Origin of the sequence: Halobacillus alkaliphilus, from assembly GCF_900113125.1 — a bacterium.
Classification (GTDB): Bacteria; Bacillota; Bacilli; order Bacillales; family Halobacillaceae; genus Halobacillus; species Halobacillus alkaliphilus.
In genome coordinates this window covers 155,660-171,734 of record NZ_FOOG01000003.1, presented here as the reverse complement: position 1 = coordinate 171,734, position 16,075 = coordinate 155,660, and the positions used below count along the sequence as shown (strand labels likewise).

Below are 16,075 nucleotides of genomic sequence, written 5' to 3'. Positions count from 1 at the left end.
TGGACATCTCCTTTATTTGTGCTCACTTTTATTTTTTTCTTAATTTATGTTTGTGAATTATATAGTTATTTTGTAAATTACTCGGGCTTCCATAAGCTACATTCCATTTTGTGCATAGGAGTTGAACCTCTTCAAGCAGCTGTTCATCCTTAATAGGAAGATTCATACTCTTGTAAGAATAACCTTTCTCGATTTGTGTTTTCATTTCTTCTAATTTATTGGATAATAAAGAAAAAGAAATTCCTATATTTTCGATTTCATAAATGTTAGGTTCAAGCTTTTCTAAGCATCTATTTATAAGGGTAAGTGCTCCTCGAAGATTACCCCTTCGGTAATGGTATAGACAAACAGCAATTTGTATGAGTAAAACCCAAACAGAGAGGCGGTTCTTAGGTTCAACTAATTTCCAATGCTCTTCCAGCACTTCATGGCATTCAAAATAATCTCTCGTCCCATGAAAATGAGCTAAAAACTCTATATACTTCTCAGGGTACATACAAGATACCTCCGCAAATTTTCACTTCAATTAATTATTGTAAACGACCGAGGAACAGAATCACAAGCTGTAGTGTACAATTCACTTACTTAACATTTTTTGATACGATGATAATCGTCAATTGATAATAACAAAGGAAGAATACGATGACTAAAAGCTATCAAGTTAAAGTAGATGGATTTGAAGGACCGCTGGATCTTCTTTTGCATCTAGTGAATCGTTACGAAATCGATATATATGATATCCCGGTTTCTAAAATAACCGATCAGTATATGAATTATATTCATACGATGAGAGAATTAGAGTTAGACCTTGCCAGTGAATACTTAGTCATGGCTGCTTCGCTGCTTGCCATTAAGAGTCAGATGCTACTGCCTAATCCTATCCTTGAGGAAGTAGATGAGGAAGGCTTAGAAGAAGATCCTCGGGAAGATCTTATGAGAAAGCTGATTGAATATCGTAAATATAAACAGGCAGCTGAAGGGTTAAAAGAAAAAGAAGTAGAAGCAAACAGAATATACACCCGCCCTCCTATGCGCCAGGAAGATGTACAAGAAGAGGCGCCTGCTATTAAGCAGGGAGAGGCGTCTATCTATGATATGATTCATGCTATGAGTAAGATGCTTTCCAGAAGTAATGCAAATGAACAAGTTCAAGAAACCAAAATAAAAAGGGATGAAGTCCCTATTCAAATGAGAATGGAAGAAATTTTGACTCAAGTTGATTTGCAAGAAGGTGGAACCTCCTTTTACCAGTTATTTAAAAAACGATCCCGCCCGCACATAGTTGTTACCTTCATGGCTATTTTAGAATTGATGAAAAGTAATGACATCGTTTGTGTGCAGCAGCAGCACTTTGAAGAATTAATTGTATTTAAAATGGAGGATGCCCCATGGAGTTAGAGGAATACAAAGCCATCGTAGAAGGGCTACTGTTCGCCTCCGGTGATGAAGGCTTAACCCGCAAAAAAATAGGTACCCTTCTCGAAATAAGCCAAAAAGAGTTAAATGATATATTAGAAGAATTAAAACAGGATTACCAGAGCGCTCACAGAGGGATTACTATCATGGATTCCCATGGAGTTCTGCATTTGACCACCAAACCTGAACATGCCTCTTATTATAAGCGGCTGATAGACTCGCCGGGGAATACTCGTCTCTCCCAGGCCGCTCTTGAGACGCTTGCCATTGTTGCTTATCAGCAGCCTATTACTAGGATAGAAATTGATGATCTTAGAGGAGTGAAAAGTGATCGAGCAGTGCAAACTCTTGTTACCAGAGGGTTAATTGAGGAAAAAGGAAGAAAAGAAGCTATAGGCCGTCCTGTACTCTTTGGTACAACAAAGGATTTTCTAATCTATTTCGGGCTTACCTCTTTAAGTGAGTTACCACCGCTTTCAGAACTTAAAGAAGCAGAAAATTTAGAGGAAGAAGCGGACCTTTTCTTTGGTAATTTTACTGCAACTGAGGAATAGATTATTAATCTTATCAGAAAAGAGGCAGATCTATATACTGCCTTAGGCGGTTAAGTAAACAGTTTAAAATAATTATGTCTATCAAAGCGGTTTCAGCTCTAAATCTTATAGAGATGAAGCCGCATTTTTATGGATTCAGTTAAAATTTATAGTGTCTGGGCGATGGAACAAGACGAGTTATTCCCCCGCCAGTCCCCTCCTCATATCGTAACAGACACAATTTATCTCGAAATCGAGTCTTATAGTACACGGCTCAATTGCGTAATAATCCTCTTATGAAAAATCAACAATAAACTTTAACAAAGCCATCGTAAAAAAAGAAAAGAAAACTCCTTGTTCAGTCCACTAGCTTAGGAAGCTTGATTATTAGTTACAGGAGGAAGTACTCATAAGCCTGTACCGGGAAGCATAAGGTAAATCAAATGACGAAAACAGGGAGGTCCCCCGGTGAAAAAGCCTATATTATCTTCTTTATGTTTAGCAATGATTATATCACTCCTTATAATTAAACCCGTCCAGGCAAATCCAAACCTATCCGTTTCTGCTGAGCATGCGGTATTACTGGATTCTGAGTCAGGCCGCGTCTTATACGAAAAAGATGCTTATAAGGCGTCCTTGATCGCTAGTACAACTAAAATTATGACTGCTATTATAGCAATTGAATCAGGGAAGATGGAAGAGAAAGTAAAAGTAAGCAGTAGAGCGGTACATACAGAAGGTTCTTCGATTTATTTAACCGAGAATGAGAAAATACCTCTTAAGGATTTAGTCTATGGTTTAATGCTGCGTTCAGGGAACGACTCTGCTGTAGCGATTGCTGAGCATGTAGGCGGAAGTGTGGAAGGTTTCACACAAATGATGAATGAGAAGGCTCTGTGGCTCGGTATGAATAACAGCAACTTTGAGAATCCGCACGGCCTGGATGGGGAGGAGCACTTATCAAGTGCTTATGACCTTGCCTTGTTAATGGCTTACTCCATGAAAAATGAAACGTTTCGAGAAATTACCGGAAGCGAATCTTTTCGGTCTGAAAACAGAGACTATGCCTGGATGAACAAAAATAAACTATTGACTAAATACTACGCACCTGCAAATGGAGGGAAAACTGGATACACAAAGAAAGCAGGACGCACCCTGGTGAGCAGTGCCGAGAAAGACGGCATGGAATTAATTGCTGTTACTTTAAATGCACCAGACGATTGGAATGATCATCAACGTATGTTTGAATGGGGATTTGAAAACTTTGAGTCGGTCAAACTTCAATCCGAGGGTACAGTTGAAACAAATGGGCAGAGCTATTACTTACCTCGGGATATTTACTTCCCTCTCACTGTCGCAGAAAAGGAAAAGGTGAAAGCAACATTCTATCGATATAATGGGGTAGAACAGGAAAACATGGCGGGTATGCGTCAATTTAAGGCGGGAGAAATTCCGCTCGTACAAGCCTCTGTATGGCATGAACGGCCGAAACGGTCCCTGATATCCGGAATGAAAAACTTTCTTGGTAAGATTACGGGGGTGGTGCCGTGGTCAACTTAATCTGGGCCCTTTTAGCTATTATAGGAATTGTTTATGCAGCCTTCAATGGAACGATGGAGGATGTAAACAAAGCGATTTTTTCTACCCTGGACGAAGCTGTAATGATCGCGCTGAGCCTTGCCGGAGTACTTATTTTTTGGCTGGGACTTATGAAAATTGCGGAAGAGGCAGGACTGCTGAAAGGATTAGCTAAGTTATTCAGACCCTTTGTAAGAAAAATTTTTCCTGATATTCCTGAAAACGACCCAGCTCTTGGTTACATTCTTTCAAATATGACAGCTAACATGTTCGGACTGGGCAACGCGGCTACTCCTATGGGACTAAAAGCAATGAACGAACTTAAGAGATTGTCAAACTCTCAAGAAGCCAGCCGGTCAATGATTACATTACTAGCTATCAACACATCCTCTCTTACGTTAATTCCTACTACTGTAATTGCCATCCGCATGAAGTACGGTTCAGAGGATCCAACCAGCATTGTAGGCGCAACTATTCTGGCCACTATAATATCGACATGTGCTGCTCTGTTGATTGATCGATATTTCTATTACCGTAGAAAAAGGTTGATGAGAACATGATCAGCATATGGTTAATTCCAGGGATTATATTAATTGTACTTATTACAGCAACGCTGAAAAATGTACCTGCTTATGAAGTATTTGTAGAAGGAAGTAAAGAAGGAATTCAAATTGCTATTTCTTTACTCCCCTTTTTATTAGGAATGATGGTGTCGATTGCTATTTTTCAGGCTTCCGGAGCTATGGGAGCTATTTTGCACCTCTTTGAACCTGTCACAAGGGCTGTAGGATTTCCTGAAGAAATCCTTCCTTTGGCTTTTATTCGTCCTATATCGGGTACGGCCGCTTTAAGCATGACCACCGAACTCATTCGAACATACGGGCCGGATTCATTTATCGGACACCTCGCCTCAGTCATGCAGGGAAGCACGGATACGACATTATATATCATTACGGTATATTTTGGGGCTGTAGGAATTAAAAAAATGGGAGATGCTTTAAAGGTTGGACTATTGGCGGATCTGGTTGGTATAATAGCTTCTGTAATAGTTGTAGTCATCCTATTTAGTTGATAGGATGGCTTTTGTGCATTATGCCTATAATGTGTATAATGTTAAGGAGTCGACAAGCCGCGCTGGAGTACCTCAGCGTGGCTTCCTGTTGTGTATAGATTAAAGAGTGAAAAGGTTGGTGACCAGGGATGGCTGAAATGGAAAGACTGCAGAAAGTGATCGCCCATGCAGGTGTAGCTTCTCGTAGAAAAGCAGAACAAATGATTATAGATGGTAAGGTTAAAGTTAATGGTGAAGTAGTTAAAGAACTTGGAACAAAAGTGAGCTCGAATGATGAGGTTGAGGTAGAGGGAGTACCTATCGTTAAAGAGGCACCGGTTTATTACTTGCTCTATAAACCGCGTGGCGTTATTTCTAGTGTAAGCGATGATAAAGGCCGTAAAGTTGTTACGGATTATTTGCCGGAAGTAGATGAGCGGATCTTTCCAATCGGCAGGCTTGATTACGATACATCCGGCTTGCTTCTTTTAACAAATGACGGCGAATTCGCCAATCTTCTTATGCATCCCAAGCATGAAGTTGATAAAGTATATATTGCGAAAACAAAGGGGATTCCTTCACGTGAACAGCTTCAGCAATTGAAAAAAGGAATAAATATTGATGGAGAGTATTTAAAGGCTGTGCACGCCAAGATTAATTCTTCTGATCCGAAAAAAAACAGTGCGATTATACAAGTTATTCTACATGAAGGAAAGAACCGACAAGTACGCCGCATGTTCGAAGCTCTTGGCTATCCAGTCGATAAACTTAAGCGTGAGAGATACGGTACGCTTGATTTACATGGAATGAACGCTGGAGACTCTCGTCCATTAAAACCTCATGAAGTTAAGCAGCTTCGCCAGCTTGCAGAAAAAAATGTTGAATAACGTTCAAATTTTCCGTTTCCAATCAATGTTATAATGAGTTGGGAGTGAATGATATGAAGGAACAAACACTAAAGAAAAAAAGAAAAAGGCTTGTTTTTCGTACGGTTATTCTTGCTGTAATGGCTGGGTTGGTCATATTTGCTCTTATTTCTAATGCAAAAGAAGAGAACTCCGTTATTGCTCAAGGAGAACAAGCTCCTAACTTTCAATTGCAAAAATTTGGGAGCGGTGGAGAGACAATGGCTTTAGATGATTTAAAAGGTAAAGGAGTTATGGTTAATTTTTGGGCAACGTATTGTGGCCCCTGTAAGGATGAAATGCCTTATATGGAAGAGTTATATCCCGAATTTAGAGAAAAAGGGGTAGAAATTCTTGCGGTTAACCTCGATTCCACTGAACTAGTCGTACAGAATTTTATAGACCAATATAATTTAAGTTTTCCGGTCTTACAAGATAAAAACGGTCAGGTTATGGATTTATATAACGTGAGCAATCTGCCTGCGACATTATTCATCAACTCTGAGGGTGAAATTGTAGAGAAAGTAATTGGTCCACTTACTTTAAGTAAATTGGAAGGCCACTTACAAAAAATTGTACCTGAAGAGTAGAGTTTACTTGATATTGTGAGGTTTTAATATGAACGAAATAACATGTGAGTGCGGCCATGTGAACCCTGAAGGTACGGTTCTATGTGAAGCGTGTGGTAAACCTATTGAAGGGAATCAACATATCAATGGCAACGAAGACAAGAAGCTTCTTAACATGCGGTACGATGGCAGTGCACGGCGGTCTCAAACTTATAACCGTACGATTGTGGACAAAGTCTGGAATTTCTTTTCTTCTGTAAAGGTGGGCGTGTGGCTGATTGTTCTTACGTTAATTGCTTCAGCGGTGGGTACCATTCTCCCCCAGGAAATGTACATACCTCCAAACGTAGATCCAGCTTCACACTATAGAGATCAGTATGGGCTGTTAGGACAAATCTATTACCAGCTTGGTTTTCATAATTTATTTAGTTCATGGTGGTATATGTTGTTAATTGCCATGATAGGTATTTCAATTGTCATTGCGAGTATCGACCGATTTTTTCCTCTTTATAAAACATTAAAAAAACAAAAGCCCAAGCGTCATGAATTGTTCATGAAAAAACAACGTATTTTTGGTGTGACAGAGGCTGATCAGGTAGATCTGGAACTTTACAAAAAGAATTTAAAAAAGCGCAGATTTAAAATTTATGAGCAGGATGGCCACATACTTGCTGAAAAAAACCGGTTTGCCCGCTGGGGGCCGTATGTAAACCATATAGGTCTAATTATATTTTTAGTAGGGTCATTGCTTCGGTTTGTCCCGGCATTTTACATTGACGATTTTATATGGGTGCGTGAAGGCGAAACTGCTATGATTCCAGGAACGGAAGGTCAATATTATATAAAGAACAAAGATTTTATCTTGGAAACTTATAATGAGGACGATGAAACGGATGCTCGGTTTAAAGAAGCGATTCAAAAACAAGGCGGACCTATTCCGAAAACCTTTCAGACTAACGCAGTCATTTATGAACGAACGGATGAGATTATCCCTGGTAAAGAACCAGAATTAGCAGAACTGAAAGATACGCAGGCTAAAATGAACCATCCGATCAAATTTGATGATTTCGCTCTTTATCAAGCCAGTTATCAGTTAAATGAGTTTAAAGAAATGACTTTTAAAATTCATGACAAAGGAAATGAAGATACAAACTATGGGGAGTTTACCGTAGATTTGTCTGACCCTAAGAATGAATACACTCTCGATAGCGGCTATCGTGTAGAGATAGATAATTATTTCCCTGAATATGAAATGCAGGAAGGAGCCCCTGTATCGGTCTCCAAATATCCAAAAAATCCTGCTTTCGTCTTTACTCTTTACCCTCCTGATTCTCAAGAAGCAGAAACTAGCTTTCTAGGAATTGGTGCCAATGTGGATGCTAGTGGAGAAAACGACTATAAAATCGGTCTTGTTAATTTTGACGTCCGCGACGTAACAGGACTTACGGTTAAGAAGGACCATACACTTCCGCTTATTGCTTTAGGTGGTGCCATTTTTATGATTGGTGTTATCCAGGGAATGTATTGGAACCATCGGAGAATCTGGCTTCAGCCTAAAGAAAATGGAGTTTGGATTGCCGGGCATACGAATAAGAACTGGTATGCTCTCAGGCAGGAGATAAACAAAGTAATTTCTGGAACTCACATTCAGGAGCCCCGGGATCAGTATGAAAAGAAAGAATAGAATTAATTAGTGTTTGAGGAGGATAAAAAATGGGAGATTTAAGTGCAATTAGTGGAAATTTACTATATGCTGCTTTTTTCCTTTATTTGATCGCAACTTTTTTCTTTGGGGCTACCATCAGGGATAAAAAGAGAGCGAAAAGCAGAACTGCAGGGAATATAGGAATATCTATTACTATACTGGGTTTTATAACTCAAGTGGGTTACTTCATAACAAGGTGGATTGCAAGTCACCATGCACCAGTTAGTAACTTATTTGAATACACCACGTTCTTTGGAATGATGCTCGTATTTGCATTCATTGTCCTGTATTTTATTTACAGAGTGGATCTGCTTGGTCTTTTTGCATTGCCTATAGCTTTATTGATCATCGCTTTTGCGAGCATGTTTCCGACTGAAATTTCTCCATTAGTACCATCTTTGCAATCACACTGGCTCTATATTCATGTCACGACAGCTTCACTTGGCCAGGGTATATTATCAGTCAGCTTTGTTGCAGGATTGATTTACTTAATTTCCCAGATCGATCAGTCCAAAACAAGTAAACACACATCGTGGCTCGAGTTCGTTATTTATACAATAGCTGCTGTGGTTGCTTTCATCGTTTTATCATCTGGCTTTAGCGCCTTGAATTATCAATCAGTTTTCCAAGCGCCAATTGAAGGTCAGCAGACGGAAATTACTTACCAGATGCCTGCCTTTATCGGACCGGCAGATGGAGATTTAGTTACCGAGGGAGCTATGCAGCCCCTCATTGAAGCGCCGGAATGGATGCGCGGGGAGGATGCAGCTGTTAAGCTAAATACCTTTATTCTATCCTTACTTGGCGGTCTCCTCCTCTATGGAGTATCCAGACTCTTAATGAGAAAAAGAGTGGGGGCATTTCTACAGCCTATGCTTAGAAAAAAAGTAAATCCAGAACTGGTCGATGAAGTTTCCTACCGTGCTGTGGCGATCGGATTTCCTGTATTTACTTTAGGCGCCCTTATTTTTGCCATGATTTGGGCTCAGCAAGCATGGGATCGCTTCTGGGGCTGGGACCCTAAAGAAGTGTGGGCTTTGATCACCTTCTTTTTCTATGCTGCTTATTTACACTTGCGGCTTTCAAGAGGCTGGCATGGAATGAGATCGGCATGGCTTGCCGTCGGTGGTTTTGGAATTATCATGTTTAACTTAATTGCGGTAAATTTGGTGATTTCTGGACTTCACTCCTATGCATGATTTATTCTTAAAGGCAGGAAGGGTTTTTACCCCGCCTGCCATTTTTATTTATGAAATGTAATAATTAGTATTAATTAAGGGTGGTTAGACTTATGGAACAAGAAGCCAGAATATTAGTAGTGGATGATGAAGATCGTATTCGACGTTTGATTCGCATGTACTTAGAAAGAGAAAATTATATTATTGACGAAGCAGAAGATGGAGACGAAGCTTTAAAAAAAGCAATCGATGTGGATTACGATGTAATTCTACTCGACTTAATGCTCCCGGGAATGGATGGTATAGAAGTTTGTAAAGAGCTGCGGGAAAAGAAAGCAACCCCAGTCATTATGCTTACGGCCAAAGGGGAAGAAGCAAATCGTGTGCAAGGCTTTGAAGTGGGGACTGACGATTATATTGTGAAGCCATTTAGTCCGAGAGAAGTGGTTTTAAGGGTTAAAGCTTTGCTTCGTCGGTCTTCCTCTACTAAATTTTTGGAAACGGATACTTCTGCAAGGAATGTACTGGTATTTCCGCACATGACTATCGATAATGACGCCCACCGTGTAACAGCCGAAGGAAAAGAAGTAGCATTAACTCCTAAGGAGTATGAGCTCCTTAATTACATGGCACAGTCACCTGACAAAGTTTTTCACAGAGAACAGCTCCTTAAAGAAGTTTGGCAATATGAATTTTTTGGTGACCTCAGAACGGTGGATACGCATGTGAAGAGACTAAGAGAGAAGTTGAGTAAAGTTTCTACTGATGCGGCGGGTATGATCGTTACAGTATGGGGTATTGGCTATAAGTTCGAGGTAAGTGGAGAATAATGTTCTGGCGAAGTGTAGTAGGTAAACTATGGTTTACTATATTATTCCTTGTATGCTTTGTCCTGTTTATTCTAACGGTGCTGTTATTAGAATTTTTTCAGAACTATCATATTCAGCAAGCTGAAAGTCAATTACTTCAGACTGCTTCTAAAATCACAGAGGTAGTTGAAAGGTATGAAGATAGAAACCTGCTTCTTTCTACTACGGCACTTGTTAAGAATCCTGCGAGCCGGGCGTCGATCACTTATGGACCTGATGAAGTCATTATTAGTGATAGCGAATCAAAGTCGCTGCCCAAAATGACTTACAATTGGATCTCCTCCGATAACGATTTATCCAAAGTCATAAGTGAAGGGCAGGATGTGAAAAAAGTTACAGAAATAAAAGAGTTTGATACAGAGGTTATGGTGGTGGGAACTCCTTTAACGGAAAGAAATGGAGCTGTGTTTGTTTATCAATCTCTGGATACAATAGAGGAAACTTCTGAACAAACCACCAAGATTATTTTTCTTGGAGCAGGGATTGCTATTATTTTGACTACGATCTTTGCTTTTTTCTTATCTACCCGTATCACCTCCCCCCTAATCAAGATGCGGGAAGGGGCCCTTGAGCTTGCTAAAGGCGAATTTAACACGAAGATTCCTATTTTAACTCATGATGAAATAGGAGAGCTTGCTATGGCTTTCAACCGCATGGGACGTCAGCTTAAATTTCATATTAATGCTTTAAATCAGGAGAAAGAACAGCTTTCAGGCATATTGCGCTCGATGGCAGATGGGGTTATTACCATCAATCGTGAAGGAGAAGTTCTGATTACCAATCCTCCAGCTCAGCAATACTTGGAAGCTGATAAGTTTGAGAACGATGAAAAAGGAGCATGGAATCCAAACAATTTGCCGGTTCCTCTTTATGAATTATTTGATGAAGTTATATCCAAAGAACAGGGAGCGATGACTGAAGTATCTTTGCAAGGCCGCTCCTGGGTCATTATTATGACTCCATTATACGATAAAAACACGATTAGAGGTGCGGTTGCAGTCCTACGAGATATGACAGACGAGCGCAGACTGGATAAACTTCGTAAAGATTTTATTGCCAATGTCTCCCATGAACTGCGAACTCCTATTTCTATGCTTCAAGGTTACAGCGAAGCAATTGTAGATGATGTTGCGGAGAGTAAAGAAGATAAAAATGAACTAGCCCAGATCATCCACGATGAATCATTGCGAATTGGTCGACTGGTCAATGAATTATTGGATTTAGCCCGAATGGAAGCAGGTCATATCAATCTATATGTGGAATCCGTAGAAATGGCCCCTTATATGGATAAGATCGAACGGAAGTTTCAAGGACTTTCCAAGGAACGACAAGTGGACTTAACCATAAATGTAGATCCAAATCTAGAATGGCTTTATTTTGATGCTGATCGAATTGAACAAGTATTTACAAATCTCATTGATAATGCTATTCGACATACAAGTGAGCATGGCTCCGTGAACGTAATTATTGAGGATGGAGAACATGAATGGATAGCATCTGTCCATGATTCGGGTCAGGGAATTTCCGAAGAGGATCTTCCTTTTGTATTCGAACGGTTTTATAAAGCAGACAAATCAAGAAAAAGAGAAGCATCTAAGCATAAAAAAGGAACGGGTCTAGGACTGGCTATTGCTAAAAATATTGTAGAAGCCCATAATGGAATGATCAGTGTGCACAGTAAGGTAGAAGAGGGGACCACTTTTTCTTTCAGGATCCCTAAGAGGATAGATTTTACAGATAGCTAGTTGCTAAATGTCGGAATCTGAGTTAATCTAGTAATGGATAAATAACTTTATATAATGTGGATTCAGGTGCCTGAAAGGGCTTAAAATGGGAACCCGGTTAAAAGCCGGGACTGTCCTCGCAACTGTATGTGAAGACGAAAAGGAAGTTCCACTGTGCAAATGCACGGGAAGGGTCCTTAGTAGGATGACGCACAAGTCAGTAGACCTGCCTAATCCCTGTGTTTCAAAGCTTCGGGGATTGAGCGTTTGAGACAACCGATCGGTTCTATGTAAATAGATTAACTAACCCATCTGGTTTGTCTTAAGCTTGCCTTCGAACGAAGGCAAGCTTTTTTTGATGGCTGCATAGTGTGTCAGGTTGTCCATTCGTCCTTTCGAAAAAGCTATTACTAAAAAGTGAGAGGATGGAAACAAGATGAACAAACTTTATACTTTATTCTTGGCGATTTTATTAACGGCAGGTATTCTGAGTGGGTGTGGGACTCAGACAGAAGAAAAAGCTAATGTTGGTCAAGAAGAGGAAAAACAGGAAGTCAGTGTCCAAGTAGAGATCTCCAAAAATAATGGTGAGGAAACCTTAGCCGATAAAGATATTTCCGTCGAGGAAGGCACTACCCTGTTAAAGGTGATGGAAAACAATTTTGAAGTGGAACAAAGCGAAGGATTTATAAATAGTATTGAAGGAATAGCAGGAAATCAAGAAAAGAAAATGGCGTGGATGTACACAATTAATGGGGAGGAAGCCCAGGTTGGAGCCAACGAATATGAAGTAAAGCAAGGCGATGTGATTGTATTTGATTATCATTCGTGGGAATGATAAAAAATGAATATTTATAAAATAACCTTACTTGCCATGCTTGCCTCATTAGCTGTTGCGGGAAGAATTGCTCTAAGCCATCTTCCAAATGTACAGCCTGTTACCGCTATCATTATTTTGACAGGATTTTGGATGGGTCCTGCTGCAGGTTTAATTATGGCATTCTTAACCACGGTTGTTTCCAATATGCTGCTTGGTATGGGATACTGGACTATATGGCAGGTAGTCGCATGGTCAATCATCGGTTTGTTTGCCGGCTTAATTGGAAAATATAAACCTGAATTTCCTGTCTGGGGCCTTACGATATATGGGTTTTTGTCCGGTATATTTTTCGGGGTGGTTATCTCACTTACGATGCGCTCCATTGGGCAGCCATTCTGGGCTTATTATTTGGCAGGATTGCCATATGATTTAAATCATGCTATTTCAAATGTCATATTCATCTTAATTCTTTCTCCCGTTTTAGGCACCTTATTTAGACGGTACAAGCAGAGAAATGGACTAACTGAAGAAACAGCATATGTTGGAACAACGAATTATCGGTCTTAACAACACAGGATGCCGGGAAGAACCTGGCACCTGTGTTTTTTTATCTTCTCCTTTTTGGCTCTGTTAACCCCTGTGTTGATTTCACAGTAAAGTTCCCGTTACTGGAAGACTCTGTTTCGAGACATTGGTGGAGCGGAAGGTCCTGCGGGGGGCGATTTCGCTTTCTGGCCCTGCACGATGTAGGGTCAAAGGAAAGTGTTCAAATGTGGAATCATCCCGAAAGATACGAACAGCATAAGCCGAGCATCAAAAGGAAGGTGGTTTTCCGTCCGTAGATGAACGGCTTATGTCTCGAGTGTGTGGGTGGTGGTGGAAGAAGAATTATTTCCCGCCAGCCCCCTTCTTATATCGTAACGGATCCCATTTTATCTCGAAACAGTGTCTTCAAAAATCCGGCTCTATTGTTCAATAAGCATTTGATGAAAATCAACAGTACTTTTTAAGAGAGCGATTATTTTAAAAAGCCCTTTTACAGGCCCTTCCCTTATTTCTTTTTTTTAATCCACATATTAAGATAGTGATGTAACGTTTTTCATACATATAACGACTAAATAGATAAGTGGGAGGTACCATTAGTGAAAACGTTCTTTGACGAACTTTATGAAAATTATCATCATGATTTGTTTCAATATTTAATTTACATGGTCAAAGATCGCGATTTGGTGGAGGATCTTGTCCAGGACGTTTATATAAAGGTGCTTAAATCTTATCAATCTTTTGATGGACGCAGCACTGAAAAAACTTGGCTGTTATCCATAGCAAGGCATGTAGCGATTGATTACTTCAGGAAGCAAAAGCGTAAACGAAATCGTATTATGGGCTTTTTTGATTGGAATGAAAAAGGAGAACAGCTTAAAGATCATTCATCTCTCCCAGATGAAATTGCAGTGCAAAATGATGAAATGAAGCAAGTGTATAAAGCGCTGGATAATTGCACCTTGGATCAAAGAAATGTAATTATTTTCAGGTTCATCCAAGGGATGTCTATTCAAGAAACAGCAGAAATTTTAAATTGGAGCGAGAGTAAAGTGAAAACGACTCAGCATCGAGGAATGAAATCATTAAAAGAGATGATGGATAAGCCCATGGAAGGAGGGGTGCAGCGTGAAGCGTAAATCTTATAGTGAAGACGAATTGAAAGAAATGTTAGGGAAGTTTCCTAAGATGGAAGATAAGAAAAGCAAAGAAGACCTTTATCGTTCCATCGAGCCTGAGCTAAATAAACGAAAAAGAAGGATCGCTCCCTGGATAACTCCAAGTATGGCTACAGCCGCTGTACTGCTGATTCTTGCGATTGTCCTCCCTGTTTTCTTAAGCTCCCTTCCTTCCAATGAATATAGCGGCTCAGCTGATCAGCAAGAAAGTTCAACTGAGTCTGCAAATGAACCTGGGCAGGATCAGGCAGAAACTACTGAACAAAAACCTTCAGAAATCGAGGATTCCAGTAGAGGTGAAAATAATAATTCTACTTTTGATAAGAGCGAAACAGAGGTAAATGAGGGTACAGAATCACCTTTTACCATCCAGGATCGTTCTCCGAACATGGAGTCTTACGTTCTTCCAGGTGAAAATGGAGAGGTGGTCGTACCATTTACTGTAATAAAAAGGGATGATCAGGAAGGTCAAAAAGTTGCTTCACTCGTTAAACCTGAAAATTGGGGACTGGCTGAAGATCTTATTAAGGAGCTAACTTTTAAAATTGACGAAGAAAGAGAACAGGCTGATGTAATCTTTCCTGATAACTTTTCCATAAATGGCAGTGCGTACACATCCATTATTTCAGAGAGTATCCGTTGGAGATTACACCCTTATGATGTGAAAACCATCAACCTTCAGACTGAGAGCGGATCACCGGTCGTCCTCGGCAATTTTGGAGAAGTAAATACTCTTCCTATAATTGAGGAAAATCGATATTTCTATCAAATTTATACTAGTGAGGTCAGCGAACGGCAATTTCTTGTTCCTATTAAAGCTGAGAAAGAGATCTCTATGGAAGACGCTTTAAATCGCATGAAAGAAGAACAGACTTATGGTAACGTAGATCCTGCAGTCCCCGGCCATGTAAATTTTCCTTCTGTTAGTGCGGAGAGATCTACTCTCACAGTGACTGTTGAACATGATTCGTGGTCAAGCGACCAGCAATTAATGAGAATGATTGATGCTGTATTAGCTACGGCTGGTAATTTTGGTTTTAAGGAAGTGCGTTTTCAAAATATTAAACCAGAAAAAAGTTCTTCCTACAAGTTTAGTGAGCCTATTCCTGTACCTACTTACCTGAACCCAATAAATATGAACGAATAAACTTGAGCCCCGTATAATGGATACGGGGTTTTTGATCACTTTAATAGGTAAGCAGGGAGAGGACGTGTTAAAATTAGGGAGACCTAGTAAAGGGGACGGTGCAGGATGAATAAAGAACAATTAAGAAAAGTAGTGTCTGAAAAAATAAAATTAATCCGTGTGGAGTATGGATATACGCAAACAAAAATGGCTGAAGTGCTAGGCTTGTCTAAAAAAACCCTTGTCCAAATTGAAAAGGGACGCACGATTGCTGGATGGACCACAGTGGTTGCCGTGTGTGCTCTTTTTCAAGATAGTGAAGTTTTAAAAGGTGTTCTTGGGGATGCGCCAATTGAAATTGCAGAAACCATTGCTCACCATCAAGTGGTACGTCCGATTGGTAAAACTATGGGAGGGAAAGTCTGGTGGACAACGCTTAAGGAAAAAGAGGATTTTTTACTGCAGCAAAATATGATAAGCAAGCATTATCGGATTATCGATAATCAATTTGACCGCTGGTTTTCTACCTTTGAGGAGGAAGAAGCTTACAGAAGGTTTGGGGAGCTGGGTAAATAATAGGATCCCTTTAAAAAAGAACCCCTTCACATCTGGAAGAGGTCCTGCTTTATTATTCGTGTTTGTACGCATTGCCTTCAAAAGGGGATTCTGCAATCTTAATAGAATCCGTAGGACAGCCATCGAAAGCATCTTCCATGTCTTCTTCCCACACTTCAGGCACTTCCGAAACACCCTGGTTATCATCAAGTACAGAATAAGCAATCCCTTCGTCATCATAATCATATATGTCAGGTGCTGCTGCTCCACAAGCGCCACATGCGATACACGTTTCTTGATCAACCATCGTATATTTAGCCACGAA

At 40.1% G+C, this 16,075-nt stretch carries 18 protein-coding genes and 1 riboswitch; of the genes, 16 read left to right on the top strand and 2 right to left on the bottom strand.

What is annotated here, in order from left to right:
* Positions 1 to 28: 28 nt before the first annotated feature.
* Entirely contained in the window at positions 29 to 496 is a 468-nt protein-coding gene (locus BMZ06_RS03550) for a DUF309 domain-containing protein (protein WP_089750188.1), read from the bottom strand.
* Between the two features lie 146 nt (positions 497 to 642).
* On the opposite strand from BMZ06_RS03550, the gene BMZ06_RS03545 reads away from it, so the two are divergent.
* The 16 genes from BMZ06_RS03545 to BMZ06_RS03470 all read left to right on the top strand — a co-directional run bounded on the left by BMZ06_RS03545 (position 643) and on the right by BMZ06_RS03470 (position 15,771).
* Entirely contained in the window at positions 643 to 1,398 is a 756-nt protein-coding gene (locus BMZ06_RS03545; protein ID WP_089750187.1) for a segregation/condensation protein A, read from the top strand.
* Entirely contained in the window at positions 1,389 to 1,970 is a 582-nt protein-coding gene (gene scpB / locus BMZ06_RS03540; protein ID WP_089750185.1) for an SMC-Scp complex subunit ScpB, read from the top strand. The genes BMZ06_RS03545 and scpB overlap by 10 nt, the downstream gene beginning before the upstream one ends.
* A 447-nt stretch (positions 1,971 to 2,417) precedes the next feature.
* Entirely contained in the window at positions 2,418 to 3,509 is a 1,092-nt protein-coding gene (locus BMZ06_RS03535) for a D-alanyl-D-alanine carboxypeptidase family protein (RefSeq protein WP_089750184.1), read from the top strand.
* Positions 3,497 to 4,087: a nucleoside recognition domain-containing protein gene (locus BMZ06_RS03530; protein ID WP_089750181.1), complete on the top strand. Its 591-nt coding sequence runs from the start codon at positions 3,497 to 3,499 to the stop codon at positions 4,085 to 4,087. The genes BMZ06_RS03535 and BMZ06_RS03530 overlap by 13 nt, the downstream gene beginning before the upstream one ends.
* Positions 4,084 to 4,599 carry a spore maturation protein gene (locus tag BMZ06_RS03525; RefSeq protein ID WP_089750179.1) on the top strand — a complete coding sequence of 172 codons (516 nt, stop codon included), beginning with the start codon at positions 4,084 to 4,086 and terminating at the stop codon, positions 4,597 to 4,599. The genes BMZ06_RS03530 and BMZ06_RS03525 overlap by 4 nt, the downstream gene beginning before the upstream one ends.
* A 137-nt stretch (positions 4,600 to 4,736) precedes the next feature.
* Entirely contained in the window at positions 4,737 to 5,465 is a 729-nt protein-coding gene (locus BMZ06_RS03520; protein ID WP_089750247.1) for a pseudouridine synthase, read from the top strand.
* Between the two features lie 53 nt (positions 5,466 to 5,518).
* On the top strand, positions 5,519 to 6,073 hold the full coding sequence (resA, locus tag BMZ06_RS03515; RefSeq protein ID WP_089750176.1) for a thiol-disulfide oxidoreductase ResA: 555 nt from the start codon (positions 5,519 to 5,521) through the stop codon (positions 6,071 to 6,073).
* Between the two features lie 28 nt (positions 6,074 to 6,101).
* On the top strand, positions 6,102 to 7,736 hold the full coding sequence (resB, locus tag BMZ06_RS03510; protein WP_089750173.1) for a cytochrome c biogenesis protein ResB: 1,635 nt from the start codon (positions 6,102 to 6,104) through the stop codon (positions 7,734 to 7,736).
* 29 nt (positions 7,737 to 7,765) lie between these two features.
* Positions 7,766 to 8,956, top strand: a complete 1,191-nt coding sequence (gene ccsB, locus BMZ06_RS03505; RefSeq protein WP_089750172.1) for a c-type cytochrome biogenesis protein CcsB — start codon at positions 7,766 to 7,768, stop codon at positions 8,954 to 8,956.
* 92 nt (positions 8,957 to 9,048) lie between these two features.
* Entirely contained in the window at positions 9,049 to 9,765 is a 717-nt protein-coding gene (locus tag BMZ06_RS03500; RefSeq protein WP_089750170.1) for a response regulator transcription factor, read from the top strand.
* Positions 9,765 to 11,549, top strand: coding sequence for an ATP-binding protein (locus BMZ06_RS03495; RefSeq protein WP_175477786.1), 1,785 nt, complete (start codon positions 9,765 to 9,767; stop codon positions 11,547 to 11,549). Before BMZ06_RS03500 ends, BMZ06_RS03495 begins: the two co-directional genes overlap by 1 nt.
* A 46-nt stretch (positions 11,550 to 11,595) precedes the next feature.
* Positions 11,596 to 11,776, top strand: a riboswitch (cobalamin riboswitch).
* Positions 11,777 to 11,964: 188 nt separating this feature from the next.
* Positions 11,965 to 12,366: a DUF4430 domain-containing protein gene (locus BMZ06_RS03490; RefSeq protein WP_089750166.1), complete on the top strand. Its 402-nt coding sequence runs from the start codon at positions 11,965 to 11,967 to the stop codon at positions 12,364 to 12,366.
* A 6-nt stretch (positions 12,367 to 12,372) separates the two neighbouring features.
* Positions 12,373 to 12,915 carry an ECF transporter S component gene (locus BMZ06_RS03485; protein WP_089750163.1) on the top strand — a complete coding sequence of 181 codons (543 nt, stop codon included), beginning with the start codon at positions 12,373 to 12,375 and terminating at the stop codon, positions 12,913 to 12,915.
* A gap of 575 nt (positions 12,916 to 13,490) precedes the next feature.
* The gene (gene sigX / locus BMZ06_RS03480) at positions 13,491 to 14,030 is read left to right on the top strand and encodes an RNA polymerase sigma factor SigX (protein WP_089750161.1); all 540 of its coding nucleotides are present in this window, start codon (positions 13,491 to 13,493) and stop codon (positions 14,028 to 14,030) included.
* Positions 14,020 to 15,216 carry a hypothetical protein gene (locus tag BMZ06_RS03475; protein WP_089750159.1) on the top strand — a complete coding sequence of 399 codons (1,197 nt, stop codon included), beginning with the start codon at positions 14,020 to 14,022 and terminating at the stop codon, positions 15,214 to 15,216. Before sigX ends, BMZ06_RS03475 begins: the two co-directional genes overlap by 11 nt.
* 105 nt (positions 15,217 to 15,321) lie before the next feature.
* Entirely contained in the window at positions 15,322 to 15,771 is a 450-nt protein-coding gene (locus tag BMZ06_RS03470; RefSeq protein ID WP_089750157.1) for a helix-turn-helix transcriptional regulator, read from the top strand.
* 52 nt (positions 15,772 to 15,823) lie between these two features.
* Here the strand turns inward: BMZ06_RS03470 and BMZ06_RS03465 are convergent, their stop codons facing one another.
* Complete coding sequence (locus tag BMZ06_RS03465; protein ID WP_089750155.1) at positions 15,824 to 16,072, bottom strand: ferredoxin; 249 nt, start codon at positions 16,070 to 16,072, stop codon at positions 15,824 to 15,826.
* Positions 16,073 to 16,075: the final 3 nt, after the last annotated feature.

Coding starts and splice junctions, on each gene's coding strand:
- BMZ06_RS03520 (WP_089750247.1), top strand. CDS start 4,737: ATGGAAAGACTGCAGAAAGTGATCGCCCATGCAGGTGTAGCTTCTCGT.
- BMZ06_RS03550 (WP_089750188.1), bottom strand. CDS start 496: ATGTACCCTGAGAAGTATATAGAGTTTTTAGCTCATTTTCATGGGACG.
- ccsB (WP_089750172.1), top strand. CDS start 7,766: ATGGGAGATTTAAGTGCAATTAGTGGAAATTTACTATATGCTGCTTTT.
- BMZ06_RS03545 (WP_089750187.1), top strand. CDS start 643: ATGACTAAAAGCTATCAAGTTAAAGTAGATGGATTTGAAGGACCGCTG.
- BMZ06_RS03470 (WP_089750157.1), top strand. CDS start 15,322: ATGAATAAAGAACAATTAAGAAAAGTAGTGTCTGAAAAAATAAAATTA.
- BMZ06_RS03525 (WP_089750179.1), top strand. CDS start 4,084: ATGATCAGCATATGGTTAATTCCAGGGATTATATTAATTGTACTTATT.
- BMZ06_RS03490 (WP_089750166.1), top strand. CDS start 11,965: ATGAACAAACTTTATACTTTATTCTTGGCGATTTTATTAACGGCAGGT.
- scpB (WP_089750185.1), top strand. CDS start 1,389: ATGGAGTTAGAGGAATACAAAGCCATCGTAGAAGGGCTACTGTTCGCC.
- BMZ06_RS03485 (WP_089750163.1), top strand. CDS start 12,373: ATGAATATTTATAAAATAACCTTACTTGCCATGCTTGCCTCATTAGCT.
- resB (WP_089750173.1), top strand. CDS start 6,102: ATGAACGAAATAACATGTGAGTGCGGCCATGTGAACCCTGAAGGTACG.
- BMZ06_RS03500 (WP_089750170.1), top strand. CDS start 9,049: ATGGAACAAGAAGCCAGAATATTAGTAGTGGATGATGAAGATCGTATT.
- BMZ06_RS03495 (WP_175477786.1), top strand. CDS start 9,765: ATGTTCTGGCGAAGTGTAGTAGGTAAACTATGGTTTACTATATTATTC.
- resA (WP_089750176.1), top strand. CDS start 5,519: ATGAAGGAACAAACACTAAAGAAAAAAAGAAAAAGGCTTGTTTTTCGT.